General features: G+C 39.0%; 6 protein-coding genes. All 6 read left to right on the plus strand.

Features of this window, described 5'->3' with window-relative positions:
* Window positions 1-159 precede the first annotated feature (159 nt).
* The 6 genes from IM477_RS03540 (at window position 160) to IM477_RS03565 (ending at window position 23,311) form a co-directional block, all read left to right on the plus strand.
* The gene (locus IM477_RS03540) at window positions 160-10,593 is read left to right on the plus strand and encodes a non-ribosomal peptide synthetase/type I polyketide synthase (protein WP_287730550.1); all 10,434 of its coding nucleotides are present in this window, start codon (window positions 160-162) and stop codon (window positions 10,591-10,593) included.
* Between the two features lie 31 nt (window positions 10,594-10,624).
* On the plus strand, window positions 10,625-11,380 hold the full coding sequence (locus IM477_RS03545) for an aspartate/glutamate racemase family protein (RefSeq protein WP_190723008.1): 756 nt from the start codon (window positions 10,625-10,627) through the stop codon (window positions 11,378-11,380).
* Between the two features lie 131 nt (window positions 11,381-11,511).
* On the plus strand, window positions 11,512-19,407 hold the full coding sequence (locus tag IM477_RS03550) for a type I polyketide synthase (protein WP_287730551.1): 7,896 nt from the start codon (window positions 11,512-11,514) through the stop codon (window positions 19,405-19,407).
* Between the two features lie 82 nt (window positions 19,408-19,489).
* A complete protein-coding gene (locus tag IM477_RS03555; protein ID WP_287730552.1) occupies window positions 19,490-21,247 on the plus strand; it encodes an ABC transporter ATP-binding protein/permease in 1,758 nt (585 codons plus the stop codon).
* 38 nt (window positions 21,248-21,285) lie between these two features.
* The gene (locus IM477_RS03560) at window positions 21,286-22,299 is read left to right on the plus strand and encodes a hydroxyacid dehydrogenase (RefSeq protein ID WP_287730553.1); all 1,014 of its coding nucleotides are present in this window, start codon (window positions 21,286-21,288) and stop codon (window positions 22,297-22,299) included.
* Window positions 22,300-22,375: 76 nt separating this feature from the next.
* Window positions 22,376-23,311: a class I SAM-dependent methyltransferase gene (locus tag IM477_RS03565; protein WP_287730554.1), complete on the plus strand. Its 936-nt coding sequence runs from the start codon at window positions 22,376-22,378 to the stop codon at window positions 23,309-23,311.
* Window positions 23,312-23,522: the final 211 nt, after the last annotated feature.

Genomic DNA, 23,522 nt, shown 5'->3' on the forward strand with positions numbered 1-23,522 from the left:
GTAGGCTAAGTAGGTGAACATGAGTAAGCTTAACTCTGTGGGGGTTAAACTTTTGTTTATATTCACTGATAGTAGCATCCTAATTTATGTTTAACGGCGTATAAACTTAGAAATTATCGAGAATGGGGCATGGTTGAGAGTATAGATTACAAAAAATTAATGGCAACGACCTTAAGCAAAATGGAGGTAATGCAAGCTCGTATCCATGAATTAGAGACGAGACAAAGTGAATCCATTGCGGTGGTCGGAATGGCTTGTCGTTTTCCTGGAGGTATTAATTCCCCAGAAAAGTATTGGAGTTTTTGTCAAGCCGGACTTGATGCTATAGTAGAAGTTCCTAAAAGCCGTTGGGATATCTCAAAACTGTATTCTCAAGAACCAACTTTAGGAAAAATGAACACCGCTTATGGGGGATTTCTTCAAGAGAATATCACAGAATTTGATGCCCGTTTCTTTTCGATCTCAGCAAGAGAAGCAGCCTCCATGGATCCTCAACAAAGGTTACTCTTAGAAGTTGCTTGGGAAGCGTTAGAAAATGCCAATTTACCTCTGAAAAATTTAGCCGATAATAAGGTAGGGGTATTTGTGGGGATTACTAGCATTGATCATGCCCTGAAGGTTTACGGCACAAACTATGATCAAATTGACTCTTTTTTTGGCACCGGCAATGCTCTAAGCGCAGCCGCCGGAAGGCTATCTTATTTTCTCAATCTTCACGGTCCTTGTCTCTCCATTGATGCAGCCTGTGCATCCTCATTAGTAGCCGTCCATCAGGGGATTCGTAGCCTGAGAAATCGTGAATGTGAACTCGCTTTAGTGGGTGGGGTAAACCTCATTTTAGAACCCGCAATTACGATTAGTCTTTCTCAGTCGGGAATGATGTCCCCCGATGGGCGTTGCAAAACCTTCGATGCCTCTGCCAACGGATATGTGCGAGGGGAAGGCTGTGGGGTTTTAATCTTAAAAACTTTATCAGAAGCCCAGAAAAACGGGGATCAAATTCTTGCCCTGTTGCGAGGTTCGGCGGTGAATCATAATGGTGCTGCTGCCGGTTTAACCGTACCCAGTGGACCCGCTCAGCAAGAATTGCTCCGTCAAGCTCTAGCTGATGCCAGAATACTCCCTGAAGATGTGAGCTACATAGAAGCTCATGGCACAGGTACTTCTTTAGGAGATCCCATCGAATTGAATGCCATTGCCTCAGTTTATGGAAAGCGCTCCGACCCTCTTTATGTCGCCTCAGTGAAAACCAATATCGGCCATCTTGAAGCCGCCGCTGGCATGGCTGGAATGATCAAAACGATTCTGATTCTTCAACAGGGTGAAATCCCGCCCCATCTTCATTTCCAAAGCCCTAATCCTCTGATTAATTGGCAAGACCATCCTATTAAAATTCCTACTCAAAATATACCTTGGCCGAATAACAATAAAGTCCCCATAGCTGGGGTAAGTTCTTTCGGGTTTTCCGGCACAAATGCCCATGTCATTGTTCAACAGGCTCCCGTCAGCAAAATCTCAGAAATTCAACAACAAATTCCTAGTCATCTCTTAACTCTTTCAGCCCACAACAAAACCGCTTTAAAAGAATTAGCTAAACGTTTTCATACCCTCCTAGAATCTCATCCTGAAATTGGAGATATTTGTTATAGTGCAGCTGTCGGCAGGATAGATTTACCTGAACGTTTAGCCATTGTTGGCGATACTTGTCCAGAATTACAACAAAGATTAGCCGCTTTTGCTGAAGAAAACCCGCTTGATGATTTGACTTTTTATCAACGTTTTACATCGGAAAAATCCCCTAAAATTGTTTTTCTTTTTACAGGGCAAGGGGCTTGTTATCCTGGCATGGGACATCAACTCTATCAAACTCAGCCGACATTTAGTCAATATATTGATCAATGTGCCGAAATATTAGCGAAGTATTTAGACCATCCTTTAACTGAAATATTATTTGGTGAACAGACCGATTTACTCAATCAAACCGCTTACGCTCAACCGGCTATATTCGCCCTAGAATATTCCCTAACAATGCTATGGAAATCTTGGGGAATTACTCCCAGTTTACTGATTGGCCATAGTGTGGGAGAATATGTAGCAGCTTGTATCGCAGGAGTATTTAGCTTAGAAGCTGGACTCGCCTTAGTTGTCAAACGGGGGCAATTAATGCAAACCACGACCTCTGGGAAAATGGCTTCAATTTTTGCTGATGAAGAGACAGTAATTTCCCTAATTAAAAATTATACTCAAACAGTTTCAATAGCTGCCATTAATCACCCTCAACAGATTGTTATTGCTGGAGAAAGTGCCAGCCTTGAGGAAGTTATTAGCACCTGCAAAAAGGAAAAAATTCCCGCTCAATATCTTCCCGTTACTCAGGCTTTTCATTCCCCTTTAATGGAGCCAATTTTAAAAGAATTTGAAAAAGAGGCTCGTCAAATTTCTTATCAACGCCCCCAAATTCTCTTACTTTCAGGACTTAATGGAGAGGTTTTAGAAAATGCACCAGATGCCACTTACTGGAGCAAACAATGCCGAGAACCAGTAAGATTTTTGTCGAGTTTAATAACCGCTTTCAACAAGGGATATAACCTATTTTTAGAAGTGGGACCAAGACCAATACTGGCAGAACAAGGTCGTCGTTATAAAGATGAGGTCATCTGGTTAAGTTCTCTCAATCGTGGCTTAGATAACTGGCAGACAATTCTTTCAGCCTTGGCACAACTCTACCTCAATGGCCTGCCTTTCAACCCAGAACAATTCAATCAGAATTATGGCTATAAAAAAGTCAGATTGCCGAACTATCCCTTTCAAAGGAAACCTTTCCAATTTCAGCCTAATCCTCGAACAGAAAATCAGAGCATTGACAAAATATTCCTAGACTCACAAACCTCTAACCTTACCGATACCGAAACCACAGTTTTCAATATGCAAAAACATCAACAGGAAATCCGTAATCAATTAAAATCAATTCTAGCTTTACTTCTGAAAGAAGATGAGAACGATCTGCCGGAGGATGAGACATTACTAAACTTAGGAGCAGACTCAATTATCTTGACTGACTTTTCTCGCAAAATTGAAGAAAAATTTCAAGTCAAAGTGAAAATAGATCAACTATTTACCGATTTACAAACTCTTGTTGATATCGCCGAATACCTCTGCCAATTTGTCAAAGAAAAACCCTTAGAAAATGCTTCAGAAATAACGGCTAAAGTTATCGATGACGAGACAGAATTAAGCAATTATCTGCAAGTCATTGATCAATTGCAACCCATCGCTACAGCCTATATCATCAAGGCTTTAGAGTCCTTAGGGAAAAAACTTAATCAAGGGGAACAATGGACAATAGAAACCCTAAGACAAACCTTACCTGTTGCCCCCAAATATCACATTTTGCTCAATCGTTATTTGCAGGATTTAGAGCAAGCTAATATTCTTCAAAATCAAGGGAATATTTGGACTGTCAAAAACTTGCCTGAGTATTTTTCCTTACCCCAAGCCCTACAAAAGCTAGAAAAAACTTGTCCATCTGCAAAACCTGAATTAGAAATGTTGCAACGCTGCGGCGAAAATTTAGCAGAAGTTCTCAAGGGAAATATAGACCCCTTGACATTAATTTTCCCAGAAGGTTCCGTTGCTCATGCAGAAAGTATCTATGGCAATTCTCCCGTATCTCGATTGATGAATCAACGAGTTGCCCAAGCTATTAACCAGATTTTAACGAACTTTTCTAATAGTGATCGCCCCTATCAAATTCTCGAAATAGGAGGAGGAACTGGTGCCACTTCAGAAGCAATTCTTCACCAGTTAAACCTCGATCATGTCACTTATTCTTTTAGCGAAGTTTCTCCCTTCTTACTGCATCAAGCTAGGCAAAAATTTCAGAAAAAATATAACCTAAACTTTCATCAACTAGACATTGAAAAGTCCCCCATTTCTCAGGGGATACCTGCCCATAATTATCATATTGTTGTCGCCGCTAACGTCCTTCATGCGACCCGAAATATTACAGAAACTCTAACCCATATTCGGGAACTTCTGCGCCCCGGCGGTTACTTAGTTCTCCTCGAAACCGTAGAAAATAACTCATGGCTGAATTTAACCTTTGGATTAACCCCCGGATGGTGGCGCTTTCAGGATCAACAATTACGCTCAGATACACCCTTATTAAGGGGTGAAAATTGGTGTTCCGTTTTAAAAAGTTGTGGGTTTGCTACGGCGAATAGTTTCTCTAAACAAAACAATATTCCCATTAACAATGGCCAAGAATTAATTCTTGCTTGTGTGCCAGATGAACCCCTCTCAATTCCTGCAAGGACTAAGCTTACTGTCTCCGGTGAAAGCTCCGGTAAAGAAGCCTTAATGATGGCTCAATTACAATCTTTAAAAGACCTAAAAGAACTCCATGAGAAAACCATTATCAAGCAATTAGAAGTTCTTCAAACTGCCCCCGTTTTTCCAGGTATAGTCCCCGAAATATTAACGAATCAGACTCAAATCATTCCTGCCCAAAGCTCTAAAATAGAAACTTACCCGCCGGTTTCTCAAGAGAAGCCCAAATCTCCTGAGAAACCTAGTTCTCCCAATTTAAACCCCTTAGCCTTAAAGCTCACTGAGAACAAATCCTTAACCGAACAACAACAAGCCTTTATTCAAAATTTACAGAGTATTTATAACCAGAAAACCGCCAAATCAAAAGCCTATTCACAAAATAGCCGTAAGACAATGGTAGATGTTAAACCGACCATTGACTTCCGCATGGCCTTAAAAGAATTTCAATATCCCATTGTTTCAGAATCCGCTCAAGGGGCTTATTTTAAGGACATTGATGGCAATAATTACATTGACTTAGCTATGGGGTTTGGGGTTAACTTTTTTGGGCATAGTCCGGATTTTGTCATTGAAGCGGTTCAAGAACAAATGAATCGAGGAATAGGCTTAGGAATGCAGTCAAATCTTGCCGCCGAAACCGCCGCTTTAATTAGTGAAATGGGCCGAGTCGAAAGAGTCGCTTTTAGTAATACGGGAACCGAGGCGATTATGGCGGCTGTTCGCATTGCTCGCTCCCGGACAAAACGTCAAAAAATCGTTATGTTTGCCGGCTCCTATCATGGAACTTTTGACGGCATCTTAGCACGAGTAGGAGAAGATAAAACCACTGCTCAACCCTTAAGTCTAGGCACCCCTTTAGGAATGGTTGAAGACGTAATAGTCTTGAGTTATGGAGTTGAAGAAAGCCTCGATATTATTGCTACTCATGCTGATGATTTAGCCGCCGTATTAGTCGAACCAGTTCAAAGTCGCAAACCCGATTTACAGCCTCAAGAATTTCTGCAAAAACTACGACAAATAACCCATAAAAAAGGAATCACACTCATTTTTGATGAAATTATTACCGGCTTTCGGATTGCTCCGGGAGGAGCGCAAGAATGGTTCAATGTTGAAGCTGATATAGTCATTTATGGTAAGGCCATTGGAGGAGGTTTACCAATTAGTATGATCTGCGGTAAAGCAGATTTATTAGATACCGTTGACGGCGGTTTCTGGCAATACGGAGATGACTCTCATCCGCAAACCGAGTTAACCGCTTTTGGGGGAACTTTTTGTCGTCATCCTTTAGCCCTTGCTGCTTGTCGTGCTGTGCTGTTACATCTTCGGGAAAACAGCCCAACGATTCAAGAAAAAGTGAATCAATTAACTCATCGATTAGCCACCCAAGTCAATCAATTCTTTCAAGAAATAGGCATTCCGATTCGGGTTGTTAATTTTGGGTCTTTATTCCGCTTTGAACCCTTTGGAGCTTATAGTATCTTCTTACAACCCATCGAATTACCCCTCTTTTATTACCTATTAAATCTTAAAGGAATCTACACATGGGAAAAACGAGTTTGTTTTCTCTCCACCTGCCATACTAATGAAGATATAGACAAAGTTATAGTAGCCGTCAAAGAAGCGATTACGGAATTGCAGCAAGCCGGTTTTTTTGCTAATGCTAAACGCCCCCAAGTCAAGAAAGAAGAAAAAAAGCCGCTCTCTGAAGATGAAGATGGTAGGGGACATTTACCATCTTTAAATCAATCCTTTCCCACCAGTGAAGCTCAACGTCAGCTTTGGTTATTAGCTGAATTAGACCGTAATGCTTCAGCATCCTATAACGTCACAACATCTCTAGAATTACGAGGTTCTTTAGATGTTTACATTTTAGAAAAAACGATTAATCAAGTTATTAATCGCCATGAAGCTTTGCGAACCCAAATTATAGAACAAGGAGAATTACAGGAAGTTGTCAATAAAGTTAACATTAAATTAAACTTCATTGATTTGAAGGATGAAGATAATCCCGAAGCGACGGCATTAGCGTTACGATCTCAGTTTTCCCAAAAACCCTTTGACTTGTCGATTGCTCCCTTATTTGCTGTGATTTTAATGCGCTTAAAACCTGACCATTATCTGCTGTCTTTAAAAACTCATCATATTGTAGCAGATGGTTGGTCACTAGGATTAATTTTGCAGGAAATTGGTCAACTTTATTCATCCCAAAATAACACAACTAAAGAGGTTCTCACACCACCGATGCAGTTTCGGCAATATTTAACTTTGCGAGCGCAAGAGACGCAAAGTCCACAAATGTTAGAGCATCGGGATTTTTGGTTGAAAACCTATCAGGAAGATCTCCCAACCTTTGAGCTTCCCACCGACTTTCCCCGTCCCGCCGTTAAAACCTACACTGGCGGACAAGAAAGTCAAGTCATTCCCTCTGAAGTTGGGCAAAATTTGCAGAAAGTAGGACGCAAAAATAAAGCTACATTATTTATGACGATGTTCGCCGCTTATACTGCTTTTTTGCGTCGAATTTCTGGTCATAAGGATTTAGTCATTGGTATTCCTATTTCTGGGCGACAAATAGAAGGCAGTGACAACTTAGTAGGCTTTTGTTCTCAATTTTTACCCCTGCGGATACAAGTCGATGCTACCACCTCTTTTATTGAACATTTACAACATACTAAACAAACCCTGATCGACGCTTTTCGCCATCAGAGTTATACTTTAGAGGATTTATTAGCAGCTTTACAATTACCTAGAGATTTTTCTCGTTCTCCTCTCATTTCTGTATCTTTTAACATGGATCCTAGTTTAACTCTGCCTGAGTTTAAAGACTTAAAAGTATCCTTGCCACCGTCACCAATTAGTTACACCCCTTTTGATCTAGGATTTAACTTAATTGAACTTAATGATAACCTCATTATTTACTGCAATTACAATACAGAACTATTTAAACAAGAGACAATTAAACAATTTATTGAAAGCTTTGAAATTTTGCTGAGGGGAATCATTGACGATGCTAATCATATCCTTTATCAGTTACCTTTATTAACCCCAGTCCAACAAGAGAAGTTACTCAGACAATTAACGGGAAAAACTCGCAAACTCCCAGAAAAAGCCACCATCATTGATGACTTTGTAGCTCAAGTTAAATTAACCCCTAATGCTCCCGCCTTAATTGCGGGAAAAATTAGCCTTAGCTATCAAGAATTAAATGAAAAAGTCAATCGTCTTACTCATTATTTACAGCAGGAATATCAGCTAGGTGTAGGAAAAGTGATTGGGGTCATGCTCCAGCGTAATCACCACTTAATCATCGGGATTCTGGCTACCTTTAAAACTGGAGCGACTTACGTTCCTATAGACTCTCAATATCCTAACAGTCGCATTGAGTTTATTTTAAAAGATAGTGGCTGTCATGTTTGCCTAACGGAGAGTAATTTTATCTCTAAGTTACCTGAAAAAATGGAAAAAATTTGCTTAGATAAAATTGATCCTATTGTTGAAAAATATGACAAAGATGAGCCTAAAATATTCCGCAACTCTAGCCAAACCGCCTATATTTTCTACACTTCAGGTTCAACTGGTAATCCCAAAGGAGTCATGGGCCGTCACATCTCAATTTTGAATGTTATTCAAAGCTTACGACTTACCTTTGATTTAGATAAACATCCTGAATGGCGCTATATTTTTACAGCTGCTGTTACTCATGATCCATCTATTCGTAATATTTTTCTCCCCTTAACCATAGGTGCATCCCTATATATGTACGAAATAAAATATATAGGACATTTGGTTTCTTTCCTACAGGAAAATCAAATTAATGCCCTACACACCACCCCATCTATCTATCGAGAAATCTTGGGGCTACTTGAACCAGGAGAAACCATTTCCAGCTTAAAATATATCTCGGTAGGAGGGGAAAAATTAGATCGGGAAACTGCCTTAGCTTTGCGGAAACGTTTTCCAGCAGAAATTATTAGCAATGTCTACGGATCTACAGAAACTTGTGTGGGAGTATCCCAGTATGAAATCAAGGAAAACTTAGACAGCGAAATCCCCCTCGGTCAAGTTTTCCATAACAATCGCTTAGGGGTTCTTGATGAATTTAATAATCCCGTTCCCCTCCATGTAATCGGCGAAATTTGTGTAGAAGGTGCCGCCCTAGCATCGGGTTATCATAACCAACCCGAAATGACTCAAGAAAAATTTAAACCTAGCTTTCTTGATGAGACAAAAACTCTCTTTAGAACCGGCGATTTAGGCAAACAAACTGCTCCCGGTATCATTGAGTTTATGGGACGAAAAGATAATCAAGTTAAGGTCAATGGTTATCGAATTGACCCCGGAGAAATTGAATATCAATTGACTCGTTATGCTCCCATTGAAAGAGCGATTGTTTTACCAGTTCAAGTTAATAATCAAACTCAATTATCTGCTTACTGTCAAACAGACAAAACTCTAGAAATTGCTGAGATTCGAGAATTAATTGCCAAATTTTTACCGGTTTATATGATTCCGAGTTACTTTATTTTTTTAAAGCAATTCCCCTTAACTCGACATGGGAAACTTGACCTGCACTCCCTGAGAGAACTCAGAGAAACTGGTAAATCTCTGGTGAATTCTAATTATGTTGCGCCCCGGAATTATTTAGAATCCAATCTCGTTAGTATCTGGGAAAAAATTCTCTCTAAACATCCTATCGGTATTTTTGATAACTTCTTTGAAATTGGCGGTCATTCTCTACTCTTATCAAGGGTTGTAACCCGGGTTCATAAAGAACTAAATGTATCCGTAAAATTGGCTGACTTCTTTAAAGTTCCAACCATTGCTGGATTGGCGACTTTAATCTCCCAGACTCAATACAATTATCAAGAACCCATTTCGGCAATTCCCCCCCAAAAATCCTATCCGATGTCTCATGGTCAGCGTCGTCTTTGGGCTTTAGAATTTCTAGATCAAAATCATAATGCTTACGGAATGCCCAGTGCTTATCAATTCAAGGGCAATCTCAATATTGATGCTTTTGAAAATGCCTTTCAACAGTTAATTCAACGCCATGAAATTTTGCGGACAACCTTTACTTTAATCAATAATCAACCCCGTCAAGTTGTCCATAATCAAATGAACTTTGTCATTAAACAAATAGACCTGACAGCTTATGTTAGCACAGAACAAGAAAACTTGATCGAAGAAGCGATCAGCCATAATGCCAAAACAACTTTTGATTTAGAAGTCGGACCGTTACTTAAAGTTAACTTACTTAAACTAAGCCAAGAGAATTACATCGTCTTGTTTAATATGCACCATATCATTTCTGATGGTTGGTCAGCAGGGGTTTTAATTAAAGATTTCCTCAGCCATTATCACGCCTATGGACAAGAAAATTCCCAATTAATGTCCCCTCTCAGAATTCATTATAAAGACTATACTTCTTGGCAAGAAAGTCAATTAGAAACCTCGAAACTTCAAGATCAACGGGATTACTGGTTAGCTAAATTAACTCCTGTCCCTGTGCGTCTTAACTTACCTGTTGATTATCCGCGCCCACCTGTTAAAAGTTTTCAAGGAAATACAATTACATGGCAACCTGAACCCGAATTGATCGATACTTTTGAGAAGTTAATTAAAGCACAAGAAGCCAGTTTATTTATGGGTTTAGTTAGTTTGGTTAAGAGTTTTCTCTTCCGTTACACTGAGCAAAATGAAATTACAATCGGCTCTGCTATCGCCGGCAGAAATCATCCTGATTTAGAAGATCAAATCGGATTTTATGTTAACACTCTCGTCCTGCGGGATCAGATAGCAGATCACGACAGTTTTACGGATGTCCTTAGCAAAGTAAAAACAACCACTTTAGAGGCTTATGATAATCAAGACTATCCCTTTGATCAGATCGTATCTGATTTGAATTTACAACGAGATCCTAGCCGGAATGCTCTCTTTGATGTGGCAATTGTCCTGCAAAATAATCAAAATGTAGATCTCGCCTTGAACGGAATTACAGTTAACTCCATTGACCCCAAAATGATGACCGCTAAATTTGATTTAGAATTTATCTTTGTTGAGGAAGAAGAACTTTATCTCAAGCTAATCTACAACACAGATATATTTATCCATGAGCGAATTTTATTGCTCATAGATTTGTTCAAAAACTGGCTAGAGCAAGTTTTAAAATTTGCCCATGAACCTTTGATAAACTTATCCTTAGCTTCCTCAGAAAATCTTATTCAAGAGGGGCAGGATCTGTTCACAGAAGATTTTAATTTTTAGTCAACAGCAATTATACGAGCAGGAGATTTTAATGAAGACAAAACTACCGATTCTTGGCGTTTTAGGGGGTATGGGACCAGTGGTTACCGCCGAATTTCTTAAGTCGATTTATGAATATAATCCTTTTATTGATAAGGAACAAGAATCCCCTAATGTCATCGTTTTTTCTCTTCCCTCTGCACCCGATCGCACAGGTTCTATTGATAGTGGAAAAGAAAGAGAATTTATTGATTTTATCCAAGTCAATCTGGAACATCTCAATAAACTGGCTGATTGCATAGTCATTGGCTGTTGTACGGCTCATTATGCTCTACCCCAGATCTCCGAAAATCTGAAGGATAAACTTCTTTCCTTAATTAAAATAGCGGATCAAGAACTCCAAGAATATAATGAACCTACCCTTTTACTTGCTAGTACAGGGACTTACCAGAAAAAATTATTTCAGGAAGGCTGCACCACCGCAGATCTGATTATTTCTCTCTCAGAAAGCGATCAAAAGTTGATTCATGAAATGATCTATAAAGTGCTAAAAAGAGGACACGATCCGTTAAGTATTCTTAGGGATATAGAAGCATTATTAGAGAAATATAACACTCGCTCCTATATTTCTGGGTGTACCGAATTTCATCTCTTAACAAAATCTCTCAAACTCAAAGGAATTGACTCCATTAAAGCGATCGATCCTTTAAGTACCATCGCTCAAAACTTTTCTCAGTTAATCATCAAACAAGCTCAGGTAGACCGAGGGACCGACTGCCATCAACCTTCAACCCCAAAAAGCCCTTGACCATCGCAGCCCTAGGAGGTACAATTCAAACTTGAATTGGCCACTTCTGACTTTTAACTTGCGCGTAGCGATATACTGATTCATAGGGTTTTCGAGATTGGTTCTATTTTTGATCAAGAGGTGTAAAAAAAGTGTCTAAGCATTCAATCAGTTTTGGAGGACAATTGGAAGATAATTGGCGGACTCTGTCAGAAGTCTTAGAAACTGCCACTAAACATAATAATCATGGAATTACTTATATCAAAAATGACGCAACTGAATATTTTCAGAGTTATCAAGACTTATATCAAGATGCTCTCGTTATTTTAAATGGACTGGAACAAAAAGGAATAAAATTAGGGCATAAAGTCATTCTACAAATTGCCAAAAATCAAGACTTTATTCCCGCACTCTGGGCTTGTTTTTTAGGGGGAATTATTCCAGTTCCTTTGACCGTTGCTCCTAGCTATGATCTGGAAAATTCTGCCGTCAAAAAACTAGAGAATGTTTGGAAAATTTTAGACCATCCTTTGATATTATCCGATAGTGAACTAATTACTGAAATTGAAAAATTAGGAACTTCCTCTCATCTAGAAGGGTGGCAAGTTATCTCAGTTAATGAACTCAGAAAAGCCCCCTCTAAAGTCCATCAATTGCCGATTCTTGATCCACAAGATCCAGCCTTATTACTCTTTACTTCGGGTAGTACAGGTATGCCCAAGGGAGTAATATTAACTCATCATAATATTCTGTCCATGACTGCTGGTACAGTGGCAATGAACCACTTTACCCAACAAGAAGTTACCCTTAATTGGATGCCCTTAGATCATGTAGGAGCTATCGTATTTTTAGGAATTATGGCGGTAGATTTGGCTTGTCATCAAATTCACGTTCCGATGGAATTAGTCCTACGCCAACCCCTCCAATGGTTAGAACTCATTCAAAAGCATCAAGTAAGCATTTCTTGGTCCCCTAACTTTGCATTTTCCTTAATTAATCAACAGGCAGAAGAACTTAAGCACGCCTCTTATAACCTCTCCTCAATGAAATTTTTAGTGAATGCTGGCGAGCAAGTTTCAGTAAAAACGATTCGCCTATTCTTAGAAATTCTTGAAAAACATCAACTACGGGAGAGAGCGATTAAACCAGCTTTTGGCATGACTGAATCCTGTTCTGGGATTACTTGGTCAGCCGGTTTAAGTAAAAATGAACTCACCGAAGAAAATAGTTTTGTCTCTCTAGGAAAGCCGATTCCTGGAGCAACTATCCGGATAGTCGATCAGGAAAATAATCCTTTACCTGAAAGAGAAATTGGAAAGCTTCAAATTCAAGGTAATTCTGTTACTAAAGGATATTATAATAATACTGAACTCAACCGGGAAGTTTTTCAAGAAGGGTGGTTTACTACGGGAGATTTGGGGTATTTATTTAAGGGCGAACTCTTTATTACTGGGCGAGAAAAACAAGAAATTATAATTAATGGTGTTAATTACTTTGCCCATGAACTTGAAACAACAATCGAAGAATTAGAAGGGGTTAAAGTATCTTATACAGCCGCCTTTGCCGTCTTTGATCAAAGTCGAGAAACTGACTTATTAATTATTACTTTTAGCCCAGAATCTGATCAATTTGAACACTGGATAAAAGTTGTTAGAAAAATTCGCAGTCATTTGACCCAAAAATTCGGAATTGCTCCAGCTTATGTCATTCCCTTAGAAAGAAATTTAGTTCCTAAAACCTCTATTGGCAAAGTTCAAAAATCTAAATTAAAAAAGGATTTTGAACAGGGATTATTTAGCAGCCGTATCCAAGAAATAGATCAATATTTAGCAAAAGAGCGTCAGAAAAATCAAACCTTACCTCAATCAGAAAATGAACGTCAAATAGCAGCAGTTTGGAGTGAAGTTTTACAGTTAACCTCAGTTGGTTTAGAGGATAACTTCTTTGAACTAGGGGGACATTCTATACACTTAATCCGAGTTCAAAATCAACTTGAAAAACTTTTTAACCGTCAGCTATCCCTTGCTGAAATGTTTAAAAATCCTACCGTTGCCACCCTAGCCCGTTGCTTAAGCGAAGAATCAAATACCACTCAAGTTATAGCACAAAAAAGCCGTCAACGTGCCGAAAATCGGACCCGTCGCCATAATGAAACCCATGACATTGCAATTATTGGTATGGCGGGGCAATTCCCGGGAGCTAAAAATTTAACAACCTTCTGGGAAAATTTAAAAAATGGAATCGAAACTATCTCTTTCTTTTCGGAAGAAGAATTACAAGAATCGGGAGTGTCTCCAGAACTCTCGAATCAGCCTAATTATGTTAGAGCTAGACCAATTCTCGAGCAAGTTGAATACTTTGACAGCGAATTTTTTGGCTATACAGATAGAGAGGCAGAATTACTAGACCCTCAGCAACGTTTACTTCTTGAATGTAGTTGGGAATGTTTAGAAAACGCCGGTTATAATCCCAGTAATTATCAAGGATCAATTGGTATATTTGCTGGCGCAAGTATGAACACCTATTTGATCAATAATTGTTATCCTAATCGGGGTCAATTAGATAGTAATGACGAGTTACAACCCTTCACACTAGATTCAACGGGAGGGTTTCAAACAATGGTAGCTAATGACAAAGACTATTTAACAACGCGAATTTCTTATAAACTAAACTTACACGGCCCAAGCGTTAATGTTCAAACTGCTTGCTCTACTGGATTAGTTGTAGTTCATCTCGCTTGTCAGAGTCTAATTAGTGGAGAAAGTGACATGGCTCTAGCTGGAGCTGCTTCAATTAATTCTCCTCAAAAAATTGGTTACTTATATCAAGAAGGACTGATCATGTCTCCTGATGGTCATTGTCGCGCCTTTGATGCGGAAGCAAAAGGGACTATTTTTGGCAGTGGAGTAGGAGTAATTCTGCTCAAAAGATTGTCAGATGCTTTAGCCGATCATGACCATATTTATGCAGTTATTAGAGGCTCTGCTATTAATAATGATGGTGGCCAAAAATTAGGATTTACTGCGCCTGGTGGAGAGGGTCAAATTGCTGCCGCTACGGAAGCCCTAGCCTTTGCCGGTGTTGATGCTAATACAATTAGTTTTGTGGAAGCTCATGGCACAGGAACCCCCCTTGGAGATCCCATTGAAGTTGATGCTTTAGCTAAAGTTTATCAGGGTGCAAATGAGGGAGAATGTGCTTTAGGTTCAGTAAAAACCAATATCGGACATATGCAGATTGCTTCCGGTATTGCTGGTTTAATTAAAGCGACTTTAGCCCTCAAATATAGAGTTATTCCGCCTACATTACATTTCCAAAATCCTAACCCTCAAATTAATTTTTCTCAGACTCCTTTTTATATTAATAATGAAGCTATTTCTTGGACTACTAAGCAAGACAAGGACGAAAAATTACCCCGACGGGCAGGGGTAAACTCTTTAGGTATTGGCGGGGTTAATGCTCATGTTATTCTAGAAGAAGCTCCTCCCATTATTCCTCAAGACAATCAGAGCAAACGTCCCTATCATTTGCTCACCCTTTCCGCTCGAACCGAACCGGCTTTGAAAGAGTTAGTAAGTCGCTACATAGACTTTTTAGAAAGTCAACCTGAAAAGGATATGTCTGATGTAGTATTTACGGCAAATACAGGCCGAGTTCATTTCTCGAATCGTTTAGCCTTAACTGGCTATAAAAACAGTGATTTGCTTGAACAATTACGTCAGTTCAAGCAACTAGATTATCAGTCAACTATTCATGGTATAGTTGATGAAAAAAGACCGCCTAAAATTGCCTTTTTATTTACAGGACAAGGTTCTCAATATGCAGGGATGGCTCATCAACTCTATCAGACTCAACCCACCTTTAGAAAAACTTTAGACGCAGGGGAAAACTACTATCAAAAACTAACGGGTAAATCCCTGCTAAACGTTGTATTTGCCGATACAGATGACCCCTTAAACCAAACCGCTTATACCCAACCGGCACTATTTCTGATTGAAGTTGCTCTCGCTCAATTATGGCATTCTTGGGGAATTCAACCAGCCGCCATTTTAGGGCATAGTTTAGGAGAATATTCTGCTGCTTGTTTTGCTGGCGTTTTTGATCTTGAAAGTGGCTTAAAACTGGTCACCCATCGAGGCAACTTGATGGGGCAATTACCCCAAAATCAAGGGGAAATGGCCGCTATTTTTCTCGATAAGAACTCAGTTATTGAGCAGTGCCAAAGCCAAGGCATAAAAATCGCTATTGCTGCCATTAACGCGGAACAACATACCGTTATTTCTGGAGAAAAAAGCGTAATTCAAAAACTCTGTAACCATTTCACTAATGCCGGGGTGAAAGTTCGTCAACTCAAAGTTTCCCATGCTTTTCACTCCCCTTTAGTAGAGCCAATGGTTGCAGAATTTAAAACGATTCTTCAAGAGATTTCTTTCAGTCAACCTCAAATTTCTCTGGTCTCTAACCTAACAGGAGAAATTGCTGATGACAGCATTATGACTCCTCAGTATTGGCTTCAACATTTACTAAATACGGTACAATTTCATCAAGGGGCTTTATTCCTACAATCTCTCGGATGTGATACCTTTATTGAAATTGGACCTCAACCTATTCTCTCAGGAATTATTCAATCATCCCTATCTTCATCTGAACCTCTAACTCTACCCAGTTTACGCTCAGGATTTTCTGATTGGCAAGTTTTATTAGAAAGTCTGGGCAAACTTTATGTTTGCGGTGCAAAGATAGACTGGTTTAGTTTTGATCAAGACTATCATCCTAGACGATGTGCTTTACCTACTTATCCCTTTCAAAAACGTCAACACTGGATTCCTTTAAAAACCCCATCTGCAACTGTTCCACAGGAATCTAATCTAGTCAAAATGTTATCTGAAAAGGACAAAAATACTTTGATGCAAACCCTCTTAGAAACAGGTCATTATTCTGAAGATGAAAAACCAACAATATCCGCCATTGTTCAACAGTTGATTAAACTCTATTATCAAGAAAAAGAGGACTTTAATTTTGCCAAATTACTTTATCAAGTAGCTTGGCTTCCCTGGGATTTAGCCAACGGTAAGCTACAAAATTTGCCCCCCCTTAAAACTGATTTAGAGGTTTACTTAGAACCCCAATTACACTCCTCAGAATTGATGGGAGTTTCTCTCGCTTTTTCCGAAATGGAAAAACTGGCAGCTGACTTTGTAGTTAAAGCTCTGAAAGATTTAGAACTCTTTCAAATGAATACCTTTCTTGATCCCGATCAAAGTTTTATTCAAGCTGAACTCAAACAAGAATATAGAGCTTTCTGGAATCATGTTCTAAAAATATTAGCGAAAGTCGGCATTTTAGAAAAGCAAAATACCCTATGGAAAATTGTTAAAGAACCCGAACACTCTAATCCTGATTTAGCGTTAGAGGATTTAATCAATCATTATCCTAATGCTCAAATAGAACTCAATCTATTTCGACAAGTTGCCACTAATTTAGCAGCCATTATTACGGGAAAAATATCTCCTTTATCTATCCTATTTTCTCAAGATGGACAAGGAGGAGCCAGCGAATTTTATAAAAATACATCTTCGGCAAAAATTCTCAATCTGGGTATCTCTAAAACCGTTGAACTTCTCCTCTCAAGTTATGCTCCCTCAGCCTCCCTCCGCATTCTCGAAATTGGCGCGGGAACTGGAGCTACAACCCAACAGGTTCTTAAAGCTTGTAAGTCTCGTCAAATTACCTACACATTCACTGATGTTTCCCCCTTCTTTCTAGAGAAAGCTAGAGATAATTTGGCTGAATTTTCTGGACTAGAATACAAAGTACTCGATATTGAAAAAGCTCCGAAATTACAAGGGTTTTGCTGTCATTCTTATGACTTGATTATCGCGGCTAATGTCTTACACTCTACCGCCAATTTACAAGAGGAAACCTTGCCTCATATTCAAAGTTTACTACGTCCAGGCGGTCATTTATTACTGTTAGAATTAACTCAGCAATCTCCCTGGATTGATTTAATCTTTGGTGTGACTCAAGGTTGGTGGCGTTTTAGCGATTATCATTTGCGCCCAAATCATCCTATAATTACAGCATCGACTTGGGAATCTATTCTGCTTAAATCGGGGTTTTCTCAGGTAGAATTTGTTTCTCCTGATCAAAAAATAGGTAGTGTTTTATTTCAGCAAAGTATTATTCTGGCTCAAAGTTCAGAAATCCCCCCTAACCTCGCTAAAAACTGGCTAATTTTTACCGATGTTGACCCAGAACAAAATACTTTTCCCTTAGGGATTCAAGAGCAACTACTTAAAAAGTGTGATTCCTGTAGGATAATTTATCAAGGGGAGAAAAATACACAAATATCATCTTCTGAGTCTTGTTTGAATGCTAATCAACTACAACAATTAGAGGAATGGTTTGCGTCCAATCCATCTCCAGATCGGATCATTTATCTTTTGAATAGTGATGGCAAAGAGCAACCAGAATCCATTTTATTGAATCGCTGTAACTATCTTTTAAATCTTCTCAAAGCTATTCAAACAATCCCTAATCCTCCTCAATTATTCCTTGTCACTCAGGGGGCCCAACCCTTTGAATTAGAACAGCCTTCTTTAGGGTTTCAGTCTCCTCTTTGGGCAATGGGGCGTGTTATTGCCCTAGAAAATCCGCAATTATGGGGAGGTATGCTGGATCTTGATCCCGACGTTGATATTAATCAAAATATTACCGCATTACTATTAGGATTAACTCATGCTCACGATGAGGATCATTTGGTCTTCCGCAAAGGTCAAGGCTATATTGCTCGTCTGCTTCCTCTCAAGTCTCTAGAGACAACAACCGTTAAGATTCAACCTGAGGCTACCTACCTAATTACGGGAGGAATAGGACATCTAGGCTTAGAATTGGCGGAACATTTAGTCAATTTAGGAGCAAAACATCTCATTTTAACGACACGCCGCTCATTACCGGCTCGCTTCCTGTGGGATTCAGCAACCGAATTAGCCCAAATATCAGAAAAAATCAGAAAATTAGAGGAAAAAGGAGCATCAATCGAAGTTATTTCGGCAGACGTTGGCAATTTTGAGGCTATGCAGGCCATATTTACCCAGATTGAAAAAACCGCTTATCCCTTGCGTGGCATTTTCCATCTTGCCGGAATCTCAGGCCGACAAGCTCAATTAAAAGACTGTACTTTGCAGGATCTCGAAGCAGTTTTTCAGGCAAAAGTTAAGGGTTCTTGGAATTTACATCAACTATCTTTGGGTACTCAATTAGACTATTTTGTGCTGTTTTCTTCGGCGGGTGCAATTTGGGGGGCAAAGGAACAAGGCTTATATGATACTGTTAGTCATTGGCTGGATGCTTTGGCTCATTTCCGTCATCTTCAACAACTTCCTGCAACGACTTTAAATTGGGCATTATTGGCGGGTCATGGTATAGTGTCTCAAGACTATGAGGACTGGCTCAAACAGATTGGCATCAGGGAAATTGCTCCAGATATGGCCTTGAGGGTGATGGATGCTATTATGGCTTCTAATCAAACACAAGTTTTAATCGCTGATGTGGATTGGGTTCGTTTCAAAAATATCTATCAATTTAAAGGCGAGAAACCACTCCTAAAAAATTTAGGACTCTCAGAAATTCCCATTAAGTCTGTTCAAGAATCAGACTCTGTACTGCATCTTTTAGAGGATATTCCTTTAGGAGAACGCCGGGAATATTTGTTAGAATATGTTAGCAAACAAGTCAGAATTATTTTAGGGATTAAATCTATGCCAGATTCAGAACAAGGATTGATAGAAATGGGGATTGATTCCTTATCCTCTATTGAATTGAAAAATCGTTTAGAGAAAGGATTAGAAGTTCTCTTACCAACTTCTTTAATCTTTGACTTTCCTAATATTAGACGCTTAGTTGATTATCTGTTTGACCGTATTTTCGGTGAAAAAGTTCAAAAAACAGCCGAGAAGATGATTAACTTCACTGAAGTCCAGCAGGAGATTAGTGAGGATTTAATCTTACAAGAACTTACTGATTTGGAGGCTTTTTTAGGAGATTAAATAATCCTAAGCCTTGAAGTTAGAAAGCTTGAAGTTAAAAAAAATTCAAGGCATTTCCTAAAAGTTACCCTATATTCAAACTATGCAAACTCCATTTTTTCAACAAGAAACCGTAAAAAGTTCTCATCAATTTTTTGACAATTTGAAATTGATTGCCGCTCCTTACTGGTATCCAACCGATCCTAAAGGAAGGACATTTTCAGAGGTAATAAGTTCATGGGGAATGCTGTTTCTCCTTGTTTTAGTAATTGTTGGACTGGTGGCCTCTAATGCAGTTAATAGCTTCGTTAATCGCTATTTGGTTGATGTCATTATTCAAGATAAAAATGCCTCTAAGTTTATGACAAGTTTATTACTTTATGGCTTAGGATTACTTTTAATTACCCTGTTTACTGCATTTTCTAAATTTGTTAAAAAAAGAATTATTCTGGATTGGTATGAATGGCTAAATCAGCAGGTTGTTACCCAATATTTGAGCCATCGCGCCTATTATAAAATTAATTTTAGGTCCGATGTGGATAATCCGGATCAAAGGATAGCCCAAGAAATAGAACCCATTGCTAGAAATGCTGTTAATTTTGGGGCTATTTTATTAGAAAAAGTCTTAGAAATGACGACTTTTTTAGTGATTCTTTTCTCAATTTCCCGACTAGCCGCCTTGATTCTAGTGGCTTATACAATTATCGGCAACCTAATTGCTGTTTCTTTAAGTCGAGAATTAGATAAGATTAGTCAAGAAGAACTGGAATCCAAAGCTAATTACACCTACACCTTAACTCATGTTCGGAATCATGCTGAATCTATTGCCTTTTTTCAAGGCGAAAATCAAGAGTTGAAAATCATTCAACGTCGATTTAATAATCTCGTCAGAAATTCTCTCAGTAAGATTGATTGGGAGAAAAATCAAGACATTTTTAGTCGAAGTTATCGCTCAGTTATTCAAATATTTCCCTTTGTCGTCTTCGCTCCAGCCTATATTCGGGGGGAAATTGATTTCGGACAAGTTAATCAGGCTATCATTGCTTGCAGTATGTTTGCTAATGGTTTTTCTGAGTTAATCCTTGAATTTGGTTCTTTGGGCAGATTTTCCAGTTATGTTGAGCGTCTATCTGAATTTTCCTCGGCCTTAGAAGAAATGGACCGACAACCCAAGGATGCTAGTACCATTAAAACCCTTGAACAAAATGAGATCGAGTTTGAGGATGTTACTTTACAAACACCGGATTATGAAAAGGTAATTGTTCAACATTTATCCCTATCTATCGAACCAGGCGAAGGTTTATTAATTGTCGGACCGAGTGGACGAGGTAAAAGTTCTCTATTAAGAGCTATTGCTGGCTTATGGAATGCAGGAACTGGTTGTTTAAAACGACCTCCCTTAGAAGAATTTCTCTTTTTACCTCAACGTCCTTATATTATTTTAGGAACTCTAAGAGAACAGTTACTTTATCCTAAAACAACCCGTGAAATGACCGATGGAGAACTTGAAGCGGTTTTACAACAAGTTAATCTTCAAAATATAGCCACAAAAGTTCATGGCTTTGATGCGGAAGTTCCTTGGGAAAATATATTATCTTTAGGAGAACAACAACGCCTTGCTTTTGCACGATTGTTAGTAACCCATCCCCGCTATGTAATCTTAGATGAAGCCACAAGTGCTTTAGATTTGAACAACGAACAAACCTTATATCACCAGTTACAAAAAGCACAGACAACTTTTATTAGCGTAGGTCATCGAGAAAGTTTATTTAAGTATCATCAATGGGTGTTAGAACTTTTAGAGGATTCTAGTTGGCGACTTGTTTCCATAGATGATTATCGAGCCTCAAAATCTCTGTAACTGTTTCATTGCTAAAACTCAATTTAGGAAAAATTACGATGACTACTACTTCACCAAAAACTCTGACTATGGATATTCAAAAACACAGGGTTCTTTTAATCGGAAAAATGTATGATGAAGCGGGGGAAAAACTTCTTGAAGAATCTACTAATCTAGAGATTTTGTCCAACCCTACACTGGATAAAATTAATGAGGCCATTCAAGAAGTATCTGGCGTATTTGTGCGTTATCCTAATAAGTTAGAGGCTTCATCAATCCGATTAGCAAAACACTTAAAAGTAATTAGTACCTCTGGATTTGGCACAGATTCTATTGATATTATGGCAGCAACAGAACAGGGGGTTATCGTTGTTAATAATCCCGGAATGTCAACTACAGCTGTAGCAGAACACACCTTATCTATGATTTTAGCCCTTGCCAAAAAGCTCCCTTTTTTCGATCATTGTGTGAAAAAGGGTAACTATTTAATTCGCAATCAGATCCAACCGATTCAACTCGAAAACAAGATCCTTGGTATTGTGGGTTTAGGAAGAATTGGTACTCTGGTGGCTCACAAATGTAACCTAGCACTGGGGATGAGAGTATTAGCTTATGATCCCTATGTTCCAGCCAGCAAAGCGGAGACAGTAGGAGCAACTTTGGTCAAAGATTTAGATGTTCTTCTGGCTGAATCTGACTTTGTTTCTTTGCATACTGAACTAACAAGTGAAACGCGGGAAATGTTTAATATCTCAGTTTTTAAAAAGATGAAACCAACAGCTTTTTTAATTAATACCTCCCGGGGAAAAGTCGTTTGTGAAAAGGATTTAGGGATCGCCCTTAATCAAAAATTGATAGCTGGATGCGCCCTCGATGTCTTTGAACCAGAACCGCCGGCTTTAGATAATCCTTTATATAATTTTGAGAATGTCATTCTCTCACCTCATTTAGCCGGAGTAACCCCTGAAGCGAGTCTAGCGGCTGCTGTTTCGGCGGCGAATCAAATATTACAAGTGCTTCAGGGAGAGAAGCCTCCTTATATGATTAATCCGGAGGTGTGGAATCTTTTTTAAAGCATCTAGAGAATCTCAGGGATTCGGTTAATTAAAAATGGCAATATTTCTGCAAAATCCTTAGGAGGATAATAATTTGGAAAACATCGGCAAAATTCCCCTCAAAGATGAATGGCGTAATCGCTGGGCAACCATCAAACAATTTATCCTTAATCCGGTTCGAGAAATGGCGTTTTTGCAAGATCAGTTTCAAGTTTCTGAACTGTATACTAATATAGCGAAACGCGATCCTCATCTTCATGATCCTAATTTTCCCCAATGGCTTAATTTTGGTTATTGGCAAGAAGAAACAACTTATAACGGAGCTTGTGCCGCTTTAGCGCGTAAATTAGCCGAAGTAGCCGAACTTAAAGCCGGAGATCACCTTTTGGATGTGGGTTTCGGTTTTGCTGAACAGGATTTACTCTGGGTAAGAGAAAACAATGTTGGCTCAATTATCGGTCTAAATACAACCGAGTTACAAGTAGAAATTGCTCAAGAAAGAGTAGCTAAAGCAGGTTTATCGGACAGGATAAAACTTCAAGTCGGCTCGGCTACTCAAATACCTTTTCCTGAGAATTCTTTTGATAAGTTGACCGCTTTAGAATGTGCTTTTCATTTTGACACTCGTGAGGATTTTTTCGCGGAAGCTTTTCGAGTTTTGCAGCCCGGTGGAAGGTTGGCTATAGCGGATTGTTTGCCTAGAGTGGGTCGAGAAATTAACTTCTGGCTGCGGGTTAATAGTAAGAAAATGTGTATTCCCTTTGCTAATCAATACGACCGACATACTTATGTAGAAAAACTCAAAAAGCATGGATTTGTTAATATCCAAGCTTTATCTATTAGTGAATATGTTTGGCCGGCAATGGTTCATTATTTTGCCCAGATTAGCCAAGGAATTAGTAAGCATGATTTAGTTATCGATCTCCAGAAAGATAACCCTGGACTTGAAGCTTGGTCAAGCAATCGGGGTTGGTTTATGGCGTTTGATGATTATCTTTTGTTTTCGGCAGAAAAGCCTAAATTAACCTGAGTTCGGGTTAAGCAGATTGAGGTAAAACCCAGTCCATCGGTAGGGAGGAATTCTTGTTAAGCTAAGACGCATTTAAACCGCTTATTCTTAGATTAGCCGAACCTCCTCCAATCCCTTTACTGTTGCCTTTTGCCTCTTGCCTCGTCTCAACAAGCAATTTAAATTACGAACAGCTTAGTATAGGCTACATATCAGGACAGGCACTCATGCA

It is taken from the genome of Microcystis sp. M090S1 (assembly GCF_020246295.1).
GTDB classification, from domain to species: Bacteria; Cyanobacteriota; Cyanobacteriia; order Cyanobacteriales; family Microcystaceae; genus Microcystis; species Microcystis aeruginosa.